The following is an 18,601-nucleotide window of genomic DNA, read 5'->3' as shown; positions in this document are numbered from 1 at the left end:
GATGAAGCGAGTGTTACACATATCTGACCTCCACTTTGGCAGAATCCACCCTCCGGCGATCAAGTCGCTGGAGCTCTTTCTTCAGAATGACAGCCTCAAATTGGATCTCATTATCATGACAGGAGACTGGACTCAGCGTGCACGTCGCAACCAATTTAAAGATGCCGCAGAATTCATCAAGAAAATGCCCGTACCTGTTCTTACCATTCCAGGTAATCACGACATCCCTTTGTATAATTTATGGGCCCGACTTGTACAGCCGTTGAAGAACTATAACAAATTTATAAGAAACCTAACCTTGGACAGCTATCAAGATTCTGAGTTGACTGTGGTGGGAATCAGAACAGCTTCTGTCTTGCGCTCAGTGGAAGGAAGAATATTGAAATCTGATATTCACAGAGCCAAATCAATTTTTGACATGGCAAATCCAAATTCTTTACGAATTGTTGCTTGCCACCATCCTCTTTTCGTTCCCAAAATGCTAGCGAAAATTCGTCCAAATGCACTGGTTCACGAGCTCCTCACTCTTCACCCACACATCGTACTAAGCGGACATTCCCATTTGAATTGGATAGAGCTCGTTGCCCCCGCAAGCCAACAGGAAATTCTGCATATATCAGCGGGAAGCGCTACTTCCTCACGTCTTCGTGGAGAGGAAAACAATTTTCACATTATTGAAGTCAATGGACGTGAAATTAAAATTGAAACTTACTTTTTGGGAGAATCTGGCTTTATTACCAAGCAGAGCGCATATGAACGTCATCCCAATTTGTCTAACAACCACGACAGTATGCGGGCCACGCAACCAGATGACCATCTTCATCAAAAAGATCCGAAATAGGCTTAATAGATTCCTTTAGTTCTTCAGAAGGAACTTCTTTAGGTTCGCCATCACAATTCATGTCATTTGCATTTTCCGAACGGTAGTTGAACTTGGTCCCTTTAAACTTCGTTATTACAATTTTTTTGTGATTCTTAACCAAATATACAACCTCTTCTTCGAGAGGAGACAACAACACGTTTTGGCCATCTTTGTAGTTCTTCGCCCAATCTTTCCTTAAGTTCACCCAAACAGGCGAACTAAAAGGTCTTTTGGGAAATTGAATCCAATCCCCTTTGACGTCACTAACAGTAAATTGAAAATAGCAAGAATAACCCCAATCAGTGCCATTTGAATCGCTTGGAAAATCAACAGCCGGTTTGCCGGCGGAACTAGACTTATGATTTGTGGCGGATTTAGATAAGCAAATGCATTCACAGCGAAAATGAAAATAATAGGAAACATATACTTCGTCATGCATTTTAGGATAAATTTTTCCACCTCCCCCTGTCAAACACACGATTGTTTTCTCCAAATCCACTTGCTTTAGATGAAAACGCGTGGCGATACACTTTCCACACAGGCTATTCGGGCGGATAAAAATTGAGATCAGATTAAGAAATAGTTAAGCCCATTCTTTGTTGAATGGGCTTTTGTTTCAACTTTTAGTTTTTTGAAACGTTGTCCAATCCTTTAGAAGATACGTTCTTCATTTCAAGTGATTGTGGAACTTTATTTGCGTCTTGCAGAGGCAGAACCAAATTCATGTCATTTTTCGTTGGACCACTTAGAACGCTTGCAAGCTTATTAAAGACAGAACGATCACCCTTAATTGAAGCCTTACCACTCTTGAACAAGTCATCCAGCTTGGACTTTCCTGCCACAACCTGAAGTAAATCGGTTTTGGAAATTTCCAAACTTCCGTTCGCTTTTTTGTTCTCATGACCTGAGACGTAGGTTAGCACTCCATTATGCATATCCAATGAAAATTTCTCTTCGCCCTTTAAATTCAAGTTCGTCGTAAAATTGCCGATTTTCTCGGCTTTTACAGGGTCTACTATCATACTGACATAGGCCATTAATTGAGCTGGAGGCAAAGCAGCCAAGACCTCTGGAGAGGCCGTATTCAACTGATTTGGAACACTCCCTCCTGTTCGCAGCTCTACGGCACCTGAAAGATAAAGGTTGCGGTACAGAGCGTTCTCCTCTTGATAGCCCAACTGCTCCAAAGCGTCGGCCAATAAAAGATTTACGTTCTTATTACCGCCATTATAAGCAACGACGTTATTTAAAAGGTCTGCAACAAAGCGATAGTCACCTTGCTCGAAAATCTTTACCGCTATCTCCAGAACCTTATTTTCTCCACCCATGGCTTCAACATATCGCTTGCCGCGTTCAGCATCAGGATATTTCGCGAGCTCAACTGGATTTCCGCTGAACCACCCCAGGTTTCTAACATAAGTAGATTTAAGGTTATTCTTAGTGTGTCCATAGTACGGTCGATTATCCCATTTATTAAATACTGACTTCGGAAGCTCAGCATTCTCTGCGATATCGTCAGGGCGATATCCAAAGTTTGCATACCGAAGTGTGACGTTATATAAAGCTTGAAACATATCCCTTTGATTTTTCATGTACTCAACAACTTCTCTGTTACCCCACACGGGCCAGGTATGAGGACCAAAGTTCACTTGAACTTGATCACCCCACCGAACAATCGCTTCACCGATATACTTAGACCATACACTGGCATCGCGAGTTTTAGCGCCACGAAGAGTATAAATGTTATGTTGCAAGTGATTAACTTCTTCCGCCATAGATAGTGCTTTCCATTGAGGAATGTACATCACCATCTCTGCTGGAGCTTCCGCCCCCGGAGTTAAATAAAACACAAACTCTACACCATCAATTTTTACCTTTTCACCGTCTTTTGTAATCGTTCTATTTGGTATCGGTAAAGATGCAGCAGCTGTAGCCAGGCCAGCCCCTAGTGCTGCAGTTACAGTTCCTTTGGCGTCAGGCTGTAATACGTTTCCATATTGATAACCCGCGCGGCGATTCATGATATTTCCTGCAATTACGTTTTCACTGACGGCCTCTTCGACAAAGTTCATAGGAGCAATGAGGGGTATTTTCTTGTTGGTGAAATCCTCTTTCTTCGCTAAGCCAGCTTTAAAAATACCCTCATACCCACCATAGTGATCGGCATGACTATGGGAAATGATCACACCTTTAAGAGGCTTTTTTCCACGATGCTGCTCATAGAGAGCAATGGACTGAGCCAAGGAGTCTGCTCCGTATTCGATGTCATATAGAACAATTCCTGATTTCGTTTCGATAATTGTCAAATTAACAAGATCTTGCCCGCGAACTTGGTAAATATGATCTGTGACTTTAAACAAGCCACCAAAGTTTACTAACTGTGAATGACGCCATAAACTAGGATTCACAGTCGCAGGAGCTTGCTTGTTCTGCATGAAATTTAAAGCTGTCGCATCAAAAACATTCTTAATATTTCCCTCATTGAGAAGGGGTGCTATGAAGCCTCGGCGCACATTCTCGTGAGATGTTTTATCTTTAAAATCAAGCTCTTGATAAATTGTTTCGTTTTTCTTTTTGGTGATCTCTGTCGCATCCTTCATTTTGTCACTAAATTGGTATTTAGCATGAGCGAACGTCGTGACACAGCCACTAATAAAGAATACCAGCATCCACCTCTGAAGCATTGTTTACTCCTGTCGCTTAATAATAGACCTGACTAAACTTTGCCTCGACTGATAATGGTTTACTAATAAGAATGAAAAGACCTAGTAAATTACAAAATATTGAGCTCGGCACCGAGATGTTTCTCGAGTCTAAGCTGGAGCTAAAAAGCCTGATTTTTTTCGCTTCATTTTTTTGGATTTAACGGGAAGAAAAATGGGGTGGCTAACGTATTTTTCGTAAGCCACCGTTTTTACTTTGTATTTTCATCTGCGTGTCATCTTTTGTCATCTCAAACTCTTGCCAGAACTATTTTCGCTTAAAGTCGACTGAAATTACGTTCTCCGTACTCACCTCTTCCGGAAGAGAATAACCAAGTGCCTCCGTCGCCCCCTTGATCTCAACCCCTGCAAGACGCAAATACTCGTCCGTAGTCTCCATCTTTTTATGCCCCACAATTGCCATCACCTTCACCAGTGACACCCCTTGCGCCAGCATATTCGTTATGAAAGTTGCCCTCAAGTCATGGAACTTTACCGAAGTAATTCCAATCATTCCGCAAAAGTCCCGTAATACAGCCGCCTGATTGCCCCTCATCCACATATTGATACGTGGAAGAACGAAATCATGCGGTCCACTCGGACCCGCTACCCGAATCCCGTGCAACAACTCTCCCAGATCCTGACTAATCGGAACCACTCTCCAGTCCCCAGTTTTTAGCTCATGGGTCCCATCCTTACTTGTCCACTGCCGACTTACTGAAATTAACTTCGTATCAAAATCAACGTCGCTCCATTTTAGAGCGTACATTTCTCCTGACCGCATCCCAGTAAACACCGCAAAAGCCCAAACAGGATAGAACTCATGCCTTGATTCTTTCGCCTCTTTCAGCAAAATATCCACTTCCTTAGACGTCAGAACCTTTTTAATTATTTGCCGAGACTTTACTGTAATTCCCATTGCCGGATTTACTTCCGCCAAGCCCTCAGCAATTGCATCATTAAAAACTTTTCTGATCATTTTCAGAATGTTCTTCTGAGACGTACTTCCTAGACGCTCCTTTGAAGAATCAAGCATAGCAAAAACATCGGACTTTTTAATATCCCGCAAATCTTTCTTTAGCCAGGATTTCGGAATGTACTTTTTAAGATAGCCATCGTAATTCGCAACCGTGGATGCCCTAAAAACCATTGAGTACCTCTCAATGAGCCTTTCGTGCCATATTTCCCAAGTCACTGAATTACTGTTTTTATAACTTCTAAGCTCAGCTTTAAACTGATACTCAATTTCCCGAGCTTCTTTCTCAGTCGTTATGCCACGCTTTCGTTTGGCCAACTGTTTTCCTTCTCGTCCACGCTCCATCACGTAAACTTCGAAGTACTTTTGCCCATCTTTTTTATATACCTTGATCATCTTTTGACCTCGACTCTCGTTAAAAGAGCTCGAAGATCGTCAACACTAAATCTAAGCCTTCGACCCATTTTGTGCGCCCTAACCTGCCCCCGACATACCATGATGCGAAGGGCATTTTCGGTAATGCCCAAATAGATCGCTGCTTGAGATGATGATAACCACTCACAGACTATTTTGTTTTGAAAGAGCTCTGGAGGGATTGCTCCGCCCATTGGGATAAAGTTTATTGGGTTACTTGTTTTTTTCAACATATGACGCCCTCCCTTATATTAATTCTTAAGCGCAGTTTCGCCTCTGAGAAGCTTACCGATGAATTGATCTAGAGATAGTTTGCCGTTTTGTTTTTGGTATTCTTCGTGGGCAAGACTTAGGCGGTCTTTTTCTGACAAAGACTTTTCCTTCAATTCATCTAGGTGCTTGGATTCCACCAGTGTTAAACCCAAATGCAGGATCTCCGAATCCCGGACTCGCCTTCCATGGGTTTTCTTGTTGGCCTTTTCATTGAGAGATGACAGCAATTTTGCTGTTTCTTGATCTAATTTCTTTAATAGGGATTTGCGCCTCGCCAGACCGACTGGGCGTTTCGCGTCCTTCTGAGCAAGTTCCGAATGGCGTTTAGCTTCATTCGGCTCTTTCGGTTCATTACTTGGTTTAATTTCTTCTTGTTCGAGAGCTTCGATTTGACTCACTTCAATCCTCCTTATGGATTTTCATTGAGTCACTACGCAGCAAAAAGAAACCCCACGTTACGTGGGGTTTAATGACGTTTCATGTACATTCAACGGACACCGGCAGGAGCCTGAGTCAGTGAGTAGCGATGGAAGTCGCGGAGGTTGGAAAAAAGCCGTTGATGATCAGGCTTTTTTTACTATTTAATCGGTTCATAAATGGATGCATCAGGAATTCCATCAGAATTCACATCAAGATGAATTGGAACACCCTCAGGGACCTCTAAATCAGAAATTGAAACCCGATAGTATTTATTAGATTCCAGCAAAGCGAAGCTTTGCCATGCACTTACAAGACGAATTCGCTGTCCCACGCCTATGGGAACAATCTTTGAAACAAAACGAGTTTTTGCGGTTGCGGGGCCGATAGACACACTTACAATTTTCTCTTTATTCGGAAAGTCATTCCAAAACATCGCTTCAATCGGGACCTTTACAAGATACTCGCGACCAATAAATTTTGAAAAAGGTTCTCGTTGAGTAACCTCAGCATCTGAAACTGGTAACCTGTATCCTCCGACACCCAAAGCAATTAAAACTACAATCGCTCCAAGCACGCCTAGAATTGTCCATTTAACAAACAATTTCACTTTTCTCATAAGAAAATAGTCTCTGATTAATAAGAGTTTATCAATAGTCAATTGCCTTCAAGCCATCCGTAGCGTCACCTGTGGATCATAACAGATGCGCACTATTTACCATCGCAGTAATCTTTAAAAAATGAGATTTGCTTGGGCTCACTGTTTACTAAGTTCAATTCCACTTCCTTTGACGATATCTTATTCCATACAGCTCTTGCCTCTTCTATTGGCTGGAATGGCTCTTTGAGAACAATACCCTCAATGGGTGCAACAACTAGGATTGACAGGACACACAAACTTTTTTCTTTGCTATTAAAAATCAGTCCCCTCGCTACGTCCCTTCTTCCAACAGCACCGTAGGCATAAATTGTACCATTCATGCAGTAATTGGCGTCCTCTTCAAAAGTAAGCCATTCAACTTCGGACTTGAATGACTTAAAAGAAGTACTGGCACAATCCACGGGCTCTGTCCTAACTTCATAGTACCTGTATTTTTCACAAGTAAAACCCGCTATCAAAGTTAGTAAACTAGAAAACAGAAGGGTCCACTTAAATTTATTCATCTTTTTCATGCACGCATCCCAATACTATTTAGAATAATTGCAGTTTGAATTCGGACAGATGCTCCAGTCGTCTCTTACAAACTTCGTACCTGTTTTTTCCTGAAATTGTTGATCGAATTCCCCTATTACATTTTTAACTTCAGTAAATACTTCCTTACTTCCCTGGTCGATGTATCCGCCACCAACCCGTGCCACAACCCTGCCTTTGCAGATCTTCTCGTCCTTTGTGAGAACCATAGGAACTACGACGTTCCTACCAGCTCTAGATATTGCATTCACCGTGAACTCAGTAGCGTCTCTGGTCACTTCGACATCAGTTACAGAAACCACATCAGTGTGAATCCCCTTCAAATTAACCAGTCCCTCGCAACTGTCACCCTGAAATTCCCGATAGTAATGAGCCGGACGTAAACATTTTGCTCCGGAGAGCGTGAATACTAAACCCAATAGAAAAACGATTTTTTTCATCACAATTATTATTCCCTATTTGGAAGGTTTGCAGGATTTTTCTGGGAGGAAGATTTCATAGGGGCCGGAACCCAGGACGATTTCTTTGGTGATGCCGTCGACATCAACCTTTAGTGTCTTTCCCTGGGCTCTTCCTTCCGTCGACATTACGATCTTGGCAATTCCTTGTGCGTCCGACTGGATGCTTCCGCTCAAAGTCTTTTGACCTTTTGATCCTGCCAAGCTCCACTTGATGTCTTTGTATTTTAGATTCAGTGGCAGCGGTGAGTTCTCTATGATGCACTGAAGTCTGAAAATCAGGAGAGACTCGAATGTCGGGCTCTTTGTAAAAGCTGAAACAATCGTTTGGGCGACTGGGTCGGATTCCATCGTCCCTTTCTGTTTTTCTGAGAATCCCAGGTCTTTGCTTGCTAGCTTTTCGCCAAACTCACGTTCCTGCTTTTGAGCCCGGTCGTTACTTTTGGTATTGTAATTAAATTGACTTCGGTCTTCGATGTCCCGAATCTCCTGCCGGGTTTCTGCGAGAGTTTGTATTGGCATTAATAAGACAGCGAAAAGAAAATTAAGCATTGTTCCATCCATAGTGTTTAATTATCAACCAAACTATTTTACCAAATTTACTACTGTGAACTTCTTTTCGCCAGAATCTCAATTTCGAGATCTTCAGAGATCTGGGCAAAACTTAAAGCATGTTTGGCATCGTTTTCCGAAAAGTCCAACTCCGCAGTTCGATGGATATGAAAATACGGGTCTATATCGGAGGCGTATGCCATTTCCAGACAAATCTTTGCGAGGTAACGCCACCCCTCCTGATTTGCCAGAATCATCGCACGACCTGACTGTTCAAACTGAACATTAACAACTTCGCAGCCCTGAGGTTCACGAGTGACACATAAATCGTTTTCATTAGATAAATCGGTGCTGTCTAAAATGTTGTATTCAAATTTCATACTAGTAACCGCCGTACTTAAAAACTAGTGACGTAACTATTGATATTAAAAGAATGCCCCAGCCAGTACGGTAGGATCTTCTTTCTTGTGGGGTCATATTTGCTGAGCCCCATTCGATTGGCTGTTTGGACCTTTGTTTTGAGGTGACTTTAGGTTTTATGATGAGCCATGCACCCACAATACTAGTCGAAATCAGAATCAACCCGTAAGGTTGAAAAAAGGCAATCCAGGCGACGAAAGCTCCAATGAAAAGTGGCCCACCAAATATCCAAAACTGTATTTTCGCGTCTCTTTCAAAGTTGATCATACTTCAAACTCCGTTTTTATGTATTAGTGGCAGTATAAGTATTCCATTAATTACTATTAGGAATATTGGCAATGCCCAAAGGGTTTCGGCAAAAGGAAATCTTTTTGCTATGTACTTGCTCGAACAGTAGTAAACCAGGGCCAGCGGCAATGCCGCAACCAAACCGACAAGCAATACAATCATATGCTCATCGAATGAAGGTACGTATCCATGAAGTTGGGGCATAAAACTTGGGAGCATCCAGAACAGCATGGTGCAGACCGTGAAAATGGTTATACGTAATACTTTAGAAGTAGAATTGTTATGCATCATTTTGGTTCCTCTGAACATTTGTTTTGGATGCATTTGGCTTTGATTTTTTTGTTGGGCGCGGGACCCACTGCGCAGAATATGTAACGATTATCTCCAAACCTTTTATATTCTTGAATATACTTCTTGTTTCCGAACAAGGCTACTTCACAGCCTGCGGTGAATACTACTTCGCAGTCGTCGTCCTTATTGCACTCAAGCCATTTTGGATCGGGATCAGGAAGGTATTCCTTCCGTTTCCTCTCAACGTCTTCTTGAGTTAGGTGATGGCCTTGCGATAATTGGTATGCTGTGATGCCACCAACTGAGGCCATGAGTATTATTGCAAGTATCCAGTAGCGCATTACTTTGGCTCCGCTGTACATTGGGTTTGGATGCATTTGGCGCGGTGGTTATCTGTTGTTGTGACATCGCCAGGGATGCAGTTAATGAGTGCCTTTGGATTCTTATACTCCTTCAAGTATTTCGAATTGACTGCTTGAATAGTTTTACAAAGTCCGACATACAAAGCGCAATCCCGATCTCTTGTGCATGCATGGTGGTCAATGGGGGCATCCTCTTTATCACATTTATTTTGATAGCATATTGTCTGATAGTCCTTTAGTTTCTCAGCAGATAACTTCTTTTCGCATTTAGGCTGACCTGCAAATGCATTTTTACCGGAAAGACCTTCGAACTTAGTCGGAATAGCGATTACTTCTTCACAGTCGATGATTAACTTGCAATCACTAGCATCAATACAATCCACGACCCTAGGCTTAGGAGGATTGTTGGGATCAAACTTATCCTCCCAAACTACCTGCTCGCTATCATCCGCGAAACCAATTACTGGCACTAATAATAGTAGAACGATCCAGAAACGCATTTAGAACTCCGGACACTCAGCTAGCGCTTCACTTTTAGTAGCCTTCAAGTCGCTTTTAATCCATTTTCCCCCACTATCCTTGGTAAACTTAAATTGCAGGTGCTGGACTGCATAGCCACCACGCTCGCAATAGATATACCAAGAATCGTCTTTGTAGTGACAAGCGAGGTTCAAACGGGTTGTCGGTCGAGAATCGCCTACATCGCTAAAATTATAAGGATCATGTCGATCTGCGATTTCGCCAAACCCACAAGCTTTTAGAATATCAGATGGCACTTCCTTTTTCCGTTTAGAGTTGATGCTCTTAGCCACGCATTTTTTGTCATCACAACCAGGCTTGTAATACTCTTTCCACTGAACATTAGTTATTGTTCCACATCTGACTTTAGTCGTTTTCATCTTGGCCAAATATTCCTGATACTTTGATTTATTTATAGATTCAATCTTGTAACAGTAGCTATCGACCAGCATGCAGTCAGAATTTACTTCACATGCCTTCAAAGTATCGAACTCTCCAGAGTACGCCGTACTTTGAACAACCATCAGTAAAAAACAAAACGCAATTATTTGGAAAAAACTATTTGTTCCGATCTTCATGTAGGACCTACCTCGAAAAGTCTTAATATTTGTATTTTATTTCCATCGACCTTCATTAGCACTTCTAGCAGAAATACCCAGATGACCGCGGTTATTGGTATTAACAGCCACCAGGAAATGGCTTTCTTGTAGTACTTTTTAATGAGCATTGCGATGAAGGCATAAATCGCTGGAGGAATAAGCGCCGGCGATCCTCCGATCAGCATAAACATTAGAAGCTGGTCGCCAACCGCTCGCTTCCCTACAATAACCGGCCAAACGATAAAGAGAAATGATACAACCCAAACGAAGAGGATTTGCCAGATGGTTTTTCTTTCAAAGATCACTCTCTTGTATGCTATCAATGCTGGACCATCACTTAATTCTCTTTTTTCAGCGAAAACCTTCTCGCCCGGAGAAAACTCCCAGTGTTCACCTTCGGGGATGACATTTGAAGGACTGGGAAGGATTAAATATACATTGGATTCATTCTGCTTCACCGCAGATACGGGACGCCATACATCGACACCCTCATCTAAGAGCCTTACGTGAATTATCATTATTCCCAGTACTCCCCCCGCGGAATAGGCTCCTCAAGAAGTGATCCGCATAACTTTTCGATAACGGACAATCTCTTCTCTGCTGAAACGGTCTTTGAATTAAGAAGGCCCCAATTTAAACCTTCGCACAGCAAATAGTGATTATCCGCTGAGTTCTCTTTGAACACCATCTCAAAGTCTTTGGTGTTTGCGATGTATGTTTCCCCTAATGCAAAGGCGCGTAGTTCAAAATCAACAGTTGTACCATGAAGGTAAGCTTTAAATAGATCCCGAACAGCTGCGAGGTTTGGATGATTTCGTTGCACATCACCGATCGCGACTAAATATGGATTGAGTTTAAATTCAACAAAGTACCGCAATTCAGAGTTCCGATCACCGACTGCAGGAATTTTCAAACTTTCTTCAACATTACGGTGCCAAGCACGATAAAATCCCACGGGATTTTTTTGATTAAACTGATGAGCACATGTTTCTTTTGAGCAGACTGCTTCATAAACATCAGAATTCTTGTAGTCTCTAGGCCAGCAAGCACTAGACTGTTCAACAAAAGTCTTTTCAGTGGCTGGATACGAATAACCTTTATTGATAGCTATAATATCCGAGCACGCCCCTTCCACGATTTTGCAATCGGAATCTTGCGTACAAGCCTTCCATTCCTTGGGTTTTTCGTCCCCACCTTTGAAATTCGTGGTCCGATTTGAATGAGAATTAAAACTCGCAAGCAGTTCTCTATTTTTCCGAATCAGCTCCTGCTCATTAATGAAGGAATTTAGCATCAGCCCAACAAGAACAACCCCCACAGAGATCCCTGAAAGAACCATCCACTTCGGCAGTCTTTTGCGCAGAACAAAGAAAACAAGAACGAGGGCGATCCCCAAACAAATCAAAACCAGCCCAATCAAATTATTTTGTTCATGCATAAGGTTTCTCTCCAAAAGACGCCATACCTAAATCATACCTATAAACAATACCTTGTCACGTCCGTTTAGGACTTATAAAGTTATGAAATGATAAAACTACTCCTTCTGCTTTCTTTAGTCGCTTCGGCTGGAAACGCTGCAAATTCGTTCCTCGGGATCTTGGAGAATCGAAACCGTGATGAAGGTCTTTCTTTCGTAGTTAGGGCGGTCTTTAAAAAGGTAGATAAAGAGTGGAAGATCGGAATGCCCCCCAGTAGCAAGACAGAATGGTCTGTTACTTCTGATGGAGAGACCATTGGATCTGTCGAAACTTCTGAATACAAAACTGATGGTAAGCTTTCCTCAGAAGGCTTGCTGAAAGTTGATACGCCAGTAGAAGAAACTCCGCAAGCAGGAGTATTATCTGAGGAATTTGGCACTTGGACTGATTTAAAGGTAAAGCGTCCTTTTGTATTAACTAAAGGGAAATTCAAAGGCGATCCCGAACAATGGAAGAAAGCCAAACCATCAACGGAACTGACCGAATCAGTTGTTTCCGAATTTAAGAAGAAGTTCAAAGATGCTTATAAATGCAAGAACCCCGATTCGAAGTTTGAGAAATGGGATTACGCACATTCTGACGTAAAGATCGAACGATCTTATAAATCGAACAAGGATATCTGGTTAATTCGGGCTCACTTAAAAGAAAGTAATTGTGACGGCCCCCCACCTGACTATTTCACCTCAGTTTGGTACCTGATAGACTCTAAGGGAAGCATCTCGCTTCTAAATACTGGAAGTATTTTGGTTGATGCAGGTGATTATGACGGCGATGGATCTTCAGAACTCATCTTTCAGATCCAACGCTACAATCGCGGCGGCTATATAATCTATTGGGACAACCTAAAAAAGAATACTGAGTTTACTTTTTCTTACCATTAAACTCCAAAAGATCCTTCACCCTCATTACCACCAACACCATTACGGTTACGTCCAACATGGCGCACAGCCAACCTGCCGCGAATCTGCCTATTAATACCAGTACTCTCTTCGCGAGAAAACTTATTTAATACCGACTCATCCGCCTCAATAAAGTGCCTACCCACATATTTTTCTCTGTGAACAATGTTGATCTCTAAAATATTCTCAACTCGCGCGGGAGCAATTAGCATCATTTCAGGGTCGCTATCCATTAGCACCCCCTGTTCAGCGTCGAAATCTAAATGTTTTTTACCCACCTGACATCGGAGCAACATATCACCAAACACAGTACCTAGATCAATATAGTCCCCAGGCGATATCTGTTTCATTTTCCCATTCGCATTCAGAACATTTTTCTCTAAGACTGCTCGGAAATTGTTTTTGTCATACTCAACTAAAACACTATTTGTATTAAGACTCGCTAGCTTTTCCATCTGTGTTTTAAGATTCTGATCACTGTTCCCTTTAATCTTAGCCTGAAATAACAATCCTTTAGACAGAATCAACTTATTATCAGTTTCGCTAAATAATCTCACCACAATTATGCCATCCGCACCGTACTTATTTTCAGGAGCTCCTTTTCCGCGCCCTTTAAGCTTATTGTATTCAGTTCTCCATACAAAACGATCAACACCCATTGGCATCTGGCCTTCAACATCGTGAAGCTGGGAAAATAGAGAGCCGGTAACGGTATCCTCATCCCCCTTCATTCCATCAAATTGCTGAGAAGCCTTTTGGGTTGCGCGCTCTATCTGCTCCACAATCTTATCTGCCAAAGTCGGATAGATATCGAATAAGAATTTATCCACTTACACCTCCATTTAAGAGTGAACAATGCAAAAGACATTGTCAACTAGGTATAGTTTATATTAATCCACACCAACTGTACCGATGCCATTAGGGCATGTAAGACGGGTTCAGCGATGAGCTATGCATCGCTTCAGACTATGTTTCCGATGTGATTTGTTTTTATCCAGGAGAAATCAAAACGGTCCAGATGCGAGGCGGAGGTGAGTTGGTTCCCGGAGGCGTATGTACCTATACGTCGAGGACAGCCAACTTGCCGACAACGAAGTCAGATGCGCCGTTTTCATTACTCCACCACAAGCACTTGGACGGTGGTGTTCGACTTTATCAACGTCCACTCAGGTGCGTTCCTCGCTCGTTCTGCAAATCTCTCCGCTGACTTCGACGCCGCCGCCCCCACCGCTTTCCTACTCGATGTATTCACTCCCGGTTCTTCGACATAATTTCCATAAGCATTTTGCGACCTATTAATCCCCGCATCGACAAATCCTGCGGCGGCGGCAGAAAGAAGTTCCGCTAGAAAGTATCTCTCTTCATTTGTATGATGCGTGCCTTCGGCTAACACATAACCTTTCATTGGAAACACTTCTTTTTCTTGGGGGCTGACAAGTCTATCGAAGTTGATTGCGACATTTTTGGAGTTCTTTTCAAGGGATGCTTCGCCGAGGAGAATTACGCCCCTCAGGTCTCCCCATCTGACGACCGCTCTTACTGGCGTTTTGCTGTCCGGAAAGGCTATGATCGGTTCCTTCAGTTCAGCCATTACTACGTCGCCTGGTTTGATTTTCTTGTACTTAGTGATCGGCAACGTCTTTGGGTTTATTTCCCCAGCTCCCTCGGGCCGAAAGGTAGAGTTAAGCACTAGGATATCTTGGTCTAAGTTTCCGGCTCCGCCGAAAACCCTAGAGCCGGTAGAGCTCGGGGTAGACAGCTTCTTAGTTGTCTTAGGAGATAAAGCCGAATCTCTTGATTCAACCTTTTCAATCACCTTGGGTTCTTCGCGCTTGTATAGCGATTCGCGCGCGAAACATACAGCGACGAACAACATCAGAAAATTCATCAATCTCCCCCAATTATTATAGTCTCGACCAATTTACCAGTTTCTCGGTTCTGTTTTGTTACCCGAGATAGCTCGTGCTCCGGGCGGCCATAGCTACCGCTTACCTTTACGTAGTCTTGATGGGTGTTTCTTGAGGGAATGAGATCGAAGATAAATACTTTCTTTTCGACCCTCACCAAAAGGTTTGTGGGCTCTGAGCGCTGAGATACCAGTCTCAGAGTTACTTCTTTGGGGTTTGAGGGTGAGATTTCGACCTTGAAGGAGCTGCCGTTACCAATCTTTACACTGGTAATGGCATCTTGAAATTCTACGGTTGAGACGAGCCCTGCATGCAGATAGATTTTTTTCACTTCGCTTAAATCCTTATTTATAGAAACAATTCGTTTAACATTTTCTTTAGACATTGCCCCCTGGCTGAGCAGCAGAATTGCTACAGCCGCGAAGCTAGGAAGCAAGGTGCGGAGGCGTACAGTAAGTACGCCGCACAAGCCGCGCGACGAAGCGACAAAGGATCTAGCGATTCGGCAAGTCTTATTGAGCCTCATCGTGAATCTCCGTAACTTCGAACCCCCATGGGTTGCGTTCATGACGATCAATCTTTCGATATGACAACCTCACTTTCAAATTCACGATATGCTCATTAAGACGACTTCGTATTCGAAGTCGCAGCAGTGCTTCGATAGCTCCACTTTCGGTCTTATCTATCGACAGCACGTCAGCAGTTTGAGTAAGAGGGACCTTTGTTAGGTTCTCTCCGATTTGGATGATCTTGGGCTTTTGCTCATTCCATAGCTTTTCAGAATAGAGGTCCGTCGCAAACGACATCCTTGTGTGGTAGTTCACCTCGTTGTACGAGTACTGCATCTCGAAAAAGTACCTTAAGAACTGTTTTAGTTCTTCCCTGACAAGTCGGTCGGAGGAATTTGTGATTATTCTGGTGCCAGCATCGTCGATCCCTACGAGCACGATTTTTTCTCGCCGAGTGACTGCGACCGTCGTGGCAGTCGCTCCCCATAGGAAAAGGCCAGCCAGGGCTGCCCAGGTTTTGATTTCTTCTCTTAGGAGTTTGCTTTTATATAGCAGACTTATCATTTCATTCGTCCTAGTTTAATCACCTGTGAGATTGCTCCTGTTGATGACATTGATTTAAATAGAAACATGCAAAAGACGGGACTCAGCAGCTGTAGCGAATAAATGACAAAGCCAAAGATCAGCGTCCGAAATGGGGACGTTAAGAGGTGCTGTGTGAAACTATCTCCGAGAACTCCTAGAACATTCCAAAGAACTGGCCAAAGCGCCATGGCGATCAGGATTTGGAAATACTCCTTAACACCGTTTGAGATTTTCAGAACTGTTGATGAAAAGATAACAACTGGCGCTATAGCAATTAGAAGACCAATACAGATAGAATAAAAGCCCTGCGAGAGCGCTAGAATTGTGACATCACCGATCTTTGCTAGGATCTCAACCACGGGCCAATCTCCCAGTAGGTCTTTAAGCATCGGATAGGTTTCTCGTTTATCGACTCTGGATATCACAGATTGCGCTCCGATTTTTAACGCGATTTCAAAGATGGCATTCATTAAAAGCTTGATGAGGTATGGATAGAGAGCAGTGAGTCCGAAATATGCAAGTAGATCCGTTAGGAGTTCACCGTATTCAGCACTTGAGGCAACTCTCACCTGCAACATTACTGCACGCATGGCAAAAACAGCCCCAACGAAGCTTGAGACCACGAGACTTACCTTTGAGAAGAGATTAAGGCTTTCAGTCAGAAGTAGTTCATCCATGGGGATGAAAAGATTCATTTAGATTCTCCCCTGGCGAGCTTTTTCCTCTTTTACTATTTGATCTAGAAGAATGGACCTGCGATATCTTGCTTCGTTTTCTTTAAGAACTTGGGATTCTTGATTTCGTCTGATTTCTTGAAGTTCATTGAGGATCATAGTGTTTATCCTCATCTGTTGAATGGAAGCAGCCGCCTGTCCGGTTTTAGGACGAACACCCATGATGGAGGCGATGCGCTTTGAACTCTCGATCATGTTTTTGATCGCGCGAAGCTTCGAGGACGCGGTTTTAGCTCTTTTTAGGTCCCGCTCAAAGTAGCGGACCAAATCTTCCTTGGAATCATAAAGCCCATAGGTTTTCTTTTTAAGTTCTTCCAGCCGCTGGACAGACTCCCCAACCTCATCATCCGCCTCAGTCTCCACTTCCAACTCTTCTAGAAGCTCAGAGAACGCAAACCCCGCGTCCAGCGTCTCATCCACCCCCGACACCCCACCCACGACAGCCTTAGTGGCAATAGCTAAAGTAGTTGGGTCGAACGCCACCGCGCTTCGACACAACAGCGAAGCGGTTACACTGAGGCTTAGACCGAGAAGCCAAAGGCGCCTCGTGAACTGGATTTTTACTGAATTGATCTTTATTGATAACTCCACACAATTTGCGCTGCAATTTGCGTGATGGATCTGGAGTGAATTATTCGGTTATGAGATCCGAGATCTGAACAGACTACTATCCGCCAGCGTCCCCAAAGTCTCGCATATGAAATTCAACCGTATGCTGGTAATTCCTTTTAATTATTTCGACAAACGCCAGAAGATCATTCTTTCTCATAAAAGGAATCGTCATAGCGCCTTTAGCAAAGTATATATAAAGACTGTACGTTCCTCCACGGACCGGAATCGCTTTTAATGCGAGCTTACCAGTTTGCTCCCATGAATACCCCAACCATTGACAAGAGAACCTATCACTAGTTACTTGAAATTTAATGAAAGACAAAAGAAACATATACAGGAAAAGAAGGATACAGACAGCTATTATAAATCCAAATGTCAGCTTACTCGTGATTGTGTTAAACTTCGGAGAATCGTAGTTCAATCCCATGACTGAAATACAGAGAACAAAAAGACCATATATTGACCAAAGCACAACGGCCTTAATATCAACTCCGAACATTTCAGCTTTACCATCACGCTCAATGATTTTCATACTTAAATGGTACAATCATACCTTGTTTATAGGAACAAACTTGTTGGCGATCTGGACGTACCAGATGTAGCTCGGGTTTACGCCGCGGAGGCGTTCAGACGATTCTCTTTCCGATAGGATTTCTTCTTTTCTTGGAATCCCAGGAGTGATCAAAAGGGTTCAGATGCAAGGCGGAAGGATTGAGATTCCCGCAGGCGTACGCACTGGTACGTTGAGGACAGTCTCGAGCCTGACAACGCAGCAGATGGATTCTTTTCATCACTCCTTATTGTGCCTGCGGGCTTTAACGTCTTTTCTATTTCTATAATCCGCCAGCACAATAAGCCCAACGATCACGCCAACAAATACCGTGAAAAGTGCCAGGGCATACGGAGCCAATTCTCCGCAAATCGGCATGGCAGTTTTGAACCCAACTACACAGCCCTCTTCGCGGTATTTCCAAACTTGAAATCCCCACATCGCGAGAAAAAACACCACAATCCCGTAAATCATATTCAACCTTTATCACTCATTGGGTGGATTAATTTCGATGGGCTGCTTATAGCGTCTTTGCACTACATCCACCAATTCTTGCGCTTTCTTCTTTCTAGCAAAATGATAAAACACACTTCTGCCACTATTAGCCTTTGCACTAATGTGAACTTGCCAACCAGGGAAACGTAGTGGGCAAGTAAAATGAATCTGGATGGGTTCATTTTCAATCCGATACTTATGCAGACCAAATCTCATATCAATAGTAGATTCAGTAATGGTCATTTTTTGCTTGATGCCACTAACAAATACTCCAATAAAAGCAAAAAATAAAAGAATGCATATTCCAAACCATACCCAATCCGAAGTACTCATACCTTTTTCAAACTTAGTATTAAAAGTAAGGAAGACCATCGACCCAAGAAAGATACAACAAATCAGCCAGATAACTTTCGATCCAAAGTTCGAACCAAGAACAATTGTCTTATCTTCCGTCTCAATGATTTTCATAGCATGAGATTACAATACATTCCTGTTTACATGAACTGA

At 42.9% G+C, this 18,601-nt stretch carries 26 protein-coding genes; 2 read left to right on the top strand and 24 right to left on the bottom strand.

Annotation, left to right across the window (positions count from 1 at the left end; genetic code table 11):
* The first annotated feature begins 1 nt into the window (after position 1).
* Positions 2-841 (top strand): metallophosphoesterase family protein, encoded by an 840-nt coding sequence (locus ACLVWU_RS08770; protein ID WP_413578615.1) that lies wholly within the window; start codon positions 2-4, stop codon positions 839-841.
* Here the strand turns inward: ACLVWU_RS08770 and ACLVWU_RS08765 are convergent.
* From ACLVWU_RS08765 to ACLVWU_RS08695, 15 genes are all read right to left on the bottom strand, one after another.
* Complete coding sequence (locus ACLVWU_RS08765; protein ID WP_413578614.1) at positions 774-1,355, bottom strand: hypothetical protein; 582 nt, start codon at positions 1,353-1,355, stop codon at positions 774-776. The two genes, ACLVWU_RS08770 and ACLVWU_RS08765, sit on opposite strands and share 68 nt — an antisense overlap.
* A gap of 130 nt (positions 1,356-1,485) precedes the next feature.
* Entirely contained in the window at positions 1,486-3,546 is a 2,061-nt protein-coding gene (locus ACLVWU_RS08760) for an alkyl/aryl-sulfatase (protein WP_413578613.1), read from the bottom strand.
* A gap of 286 nt (positions 3,547-3,832) precedes the next feature.
* Entirely contained in the window at positions 3,833-4,936 is a 1,104-nt protein-coding gene (locus ACLVWU_RS08755; RefSeq protein WP_413578612.1) for a tyrosine-type recombinase/integrase, read from the bottom strand.
* Entirely contained in the window at positions 4,933-5,148 is a 216-nt protein-coding gene (locus tag ACLVWU_RS08750; protein WP_413578779.1) for a helix-turn-helix domain-containing protein, read from the bottom strand. Before ACLVWU_RS08750 ends, ACLVWU_RS08755 begins: the two co-directional genes overlap by 4 nt.
* Before the next feature lie 57 nt (positions 5,149-5,205).
* Positions 5,206-5,625, bottom strand: a complete 420-nt coding sequence (locus ACLVWU_RS08745; protein WP_413578611.1) for a hypothetical protein — start codon at positions 5,623-5,625, stop codon at positions 5,206-5,208.
* 179 nt (positions 5,626-5,804) lie between these two features.
* On the bottom strand, positions 5,805-6,263 hold the full coding sequence (locus ACLVWU_RS08740; protein WP_413578610.1) for a hypothetical protein: 459 nt from the start codon (positions 6,261-6,263) through the stop codon (positions 5,805-5,807).
* A gap of 92 nt (positions 6,264-6,355) precedes the next feature.
* The gene (locus tag ACLVWU_RS08735) at positions 6,356-6,817 is read right to left on the bottom strand and encodes a hypothetical protein (RefSeq protein ID WP_413578609.1); all 462 of its coding nucleotides are present in this window, start codon (positions 6,815-6,817) and stop codon (positions 6,356-6,358) included.
* Positions 6,818-6,832: 15 nt separating this feature from the next.
* A complete protein-coding gene (locus tag ACLVWU_RS08730) occupies positions 6,833-7,279 on the bottom strand; it encodes a hypothetical protein (protein ID WP_413578608.1) in 447 nt (148 codons plus the stop codon).
* A 12-nt stretch (positions 7,280-7,291) separates the two neighbouring features.
* Complete coding sequence (locus ACLVWU_RS08725) at positions 7,292-7,846, bottom strand: hypothetical protein (protein WP_413578607.1); 555 nt, start codon at positions 7,844-7,846, stop codon at positions 7,292-7,294.
* A 50-nt stretch (positions 7,847-7,896) separates the two neighbouring features.
* Positions 7,897-8,226, bottom strand: a complete 330-nt coding sequence (locus ACLVWU_RS08720; RefSeq protein ID WP_413578606.1) for a hypothetical protein — start codon at positions 8,224-8,226, stop codon at positions 7,897-7,899.
* 1 nt (position 8,227) lies between these two features.
* Complete coding sequence (locus ACLVWU_RS08715) at positions 8,228-8,533, bottom strand: hypothetical protein (RefSeq protein WP_413578605.1); 306 nt, start codon at positions 8,531-8,533, stop codon at positions 8,228-8,230.
* Between the two features lie 652 nt (positions 8,534-9,185).
* The gene (locus tag ACLVWU_RS08710) at positions 9,186-9,707 is read right to left on the bottom strand and encodes a hypothetical protein (protein ID WP_413578604.1); all 522 of its coding nucleotides are present in this window, start codon (positions 9,705-9,707) and stop codon (positions 9,186-9,188) included.
* The gene (locus ACLVWU_RS08705) at positions 9,708-10,304 is read right to left on the bottom strand and encodes a hypothetical protein (protein WP_413578603.1); all 597 of its coding nucleotides are present in this window, start codon (positions 10,302-10,304) and stop codon (positions 9,708-9,710) included.
* Positions 10,301-10,843: a hypothetical protein gene (locus ACLVWU_RS08700; RefSeq protein WP_413578602.1), complete on the bottom strand. Its 543-nt coding sequence runs from the start codon at positions 10,841-10,843 to the stop codon at positions 10,301-10,303. The genes ACLVWU_RS08705 and ACLVWU_RS08700 overlap by 4 nt, the downstream gene beginning before the upstream one ends.
* A complete protein-coding gene (locus ACLVWU_RS08695) occupies positions 10,843-11,763 on the bottom strand; it encodes a DUF308 domain-containing protein (protein ID WP_413578601.1) in 921 nt (306 codons plus the stop codon). The genes ACLVWU_RS08700 and ACLVWU_RS08695 overlap by 1 nt, the downstream gene beginning before the upstream one ends.
* A gap of 87 nt (positions 11,764-11,850) precedes the next feature.
* On the opposite strand from ACLVWU_RS08695, the gene ACLVWU_RS08690 reads away from it, so the two are divergent.
* A complete protein-coding gene (locus ACLVWU_RS08690; protein ID WP_413578600.1) occupies positions 11,851-12,684 on the top strand; it encodes a hypothetical protein in 834 nt (277 codons plus the stop codon).
* On the opposite strand, the gene ACLVWU_RS08685 is transcribed toward ACLVWU_RS08690, so the two are convergent.
* The 9 genes from ACLVWU_RS08685 to ACLVWU_RS08645 all read right to left on the bottom strand — a co-directional run bounded on the left by ACLVWU_RS08685 (position 12,681) and on the right by ACLVWU_RS08645 (position 18,562).
* Positions 12,681-13,532, bottom strand: a complete 852-nt coding sequence (locus ACLVWU_RS08685; RefSeq protein WP_413578599.1) for a hypothetical protein — start codon at positions 13,530-13,532, stop codon at positions 12,681-12,683. The genes ACLVWU_RS08690 and ACLVWU_RS08685 overlap by 4 nt on opposite strands.
* A gap of 284 nt (positions 13,533-13,816) precedes the next feature.
* Positions 13,817-14,590: a hypothetical protein gene (locus ACLVWU_RS08680; RefSeq protein WP_413578598.1), complete on the bottom strand. Its 774-nt coding sequence runs from the start codon at positions 14,588-14,590 to the stop codon at positions 13,817-13,819.
* Entirely contained in the window at positions 14,590-14,994 is a 405-nt protein-coding gene (locus tag ACLVWU_RS08675; RefSeq protein ID WP_413578597.1) for a hypothetical protein, read from the bottom strand. Before ACLVWU_RS08675 ends, ACLVWU_RS08680 begins: the two co-directional genes overlap by 1 nt.
* Positions 14,995-15,121: 127 nt before the next feature.
* The gene (locus ACLVWU_RS08670; protein WP_413578596.1) at positions 15,122-15,682 is read right to left on the bottom strand and encodes a hypothetical protein; all 561 of its coding nucleotides are present in this window, start codon (positions 15,680-15,682) and stop codon (positions 15,122-15,124) included.
* The gene (locus tag ACLVWU_RS08665; protein WP_413578595.1) at positions 15,679-16,398 is read right to left on the bottom strand and encodes a hypothetical protein; all 720 of its coding nucleotides are present in this window, start codon (positions 16,396-16,398) and stop codon (positions 15,679-15,681) included. The genes ACLVWU_RS08670 and ACLVWU_RS08665 overlap by 4 nt, the downstream gene beginning before the upstream one ends.
* The gene (locus ACLVWU_RS08660; RefSeq protein WP_413578594.1) at positions 16,399-17,028 is read right to left on the bottom strand and encodes a hypothetical protein; all 630 of its coding nucleotides are present in this window, start codon (positions 17,026-17,028) and stop codon (positions 16,399-16,401) included.
* Positions 17,029-17,104: 76 nt separating this feature from the next.
* The gene (locus ACLVWU_RS08655) at positions 17,105-17,581 is read right to left on the bottom strand and encodes a hypothetical protein (protein WP_413578593.1); all 477 of its coding nucleotides are present in this window, start codon (positions 17,579-17,581) and stop codon (positions 17,105-17,107) included.
* A gap of 258 nt (positions 17,582-17,839) precedes the next feature.
* Positions 17,840-18,073, bottom strand: a complete 234-nt coding sequence (locus tag ACLVWU_RS08650; protein ID WP_413578592.1) for a hypothetical protein — start codon at positions 18,071-18,073, stop codon at positions 17,840-17,842.
* Between the two features lie 12 nt (positions 18,074-18,085).
* Complete coding sequence (locus ACLVWU_RS08645; RefSeq protein ID WP_413578591.1) at positions 18,086-18,562, bottom strand: hypothetical protein; 477 nt, start codon at positions 18,560-18,562, stop codon at positions 18,086-18,088.
* Positions 18,563-18,601 lie beyond the last annotated feature (39 nt).

Source organism: Bdellovibrio sp. HCB290 (assembly GCF_047305925.1).
Classification (GTDB): Bacteria; Bdellovibrionota; Bdellovibrionia; order Bdellovibrionales; family Bdellovibrionaceae; genus Bdellovibrio.
The sequence above is the reverse complement of the archived record's forward strand: the minus strand, read 5'-3'. Positions and strand labels throughout refer to the sequence as shown.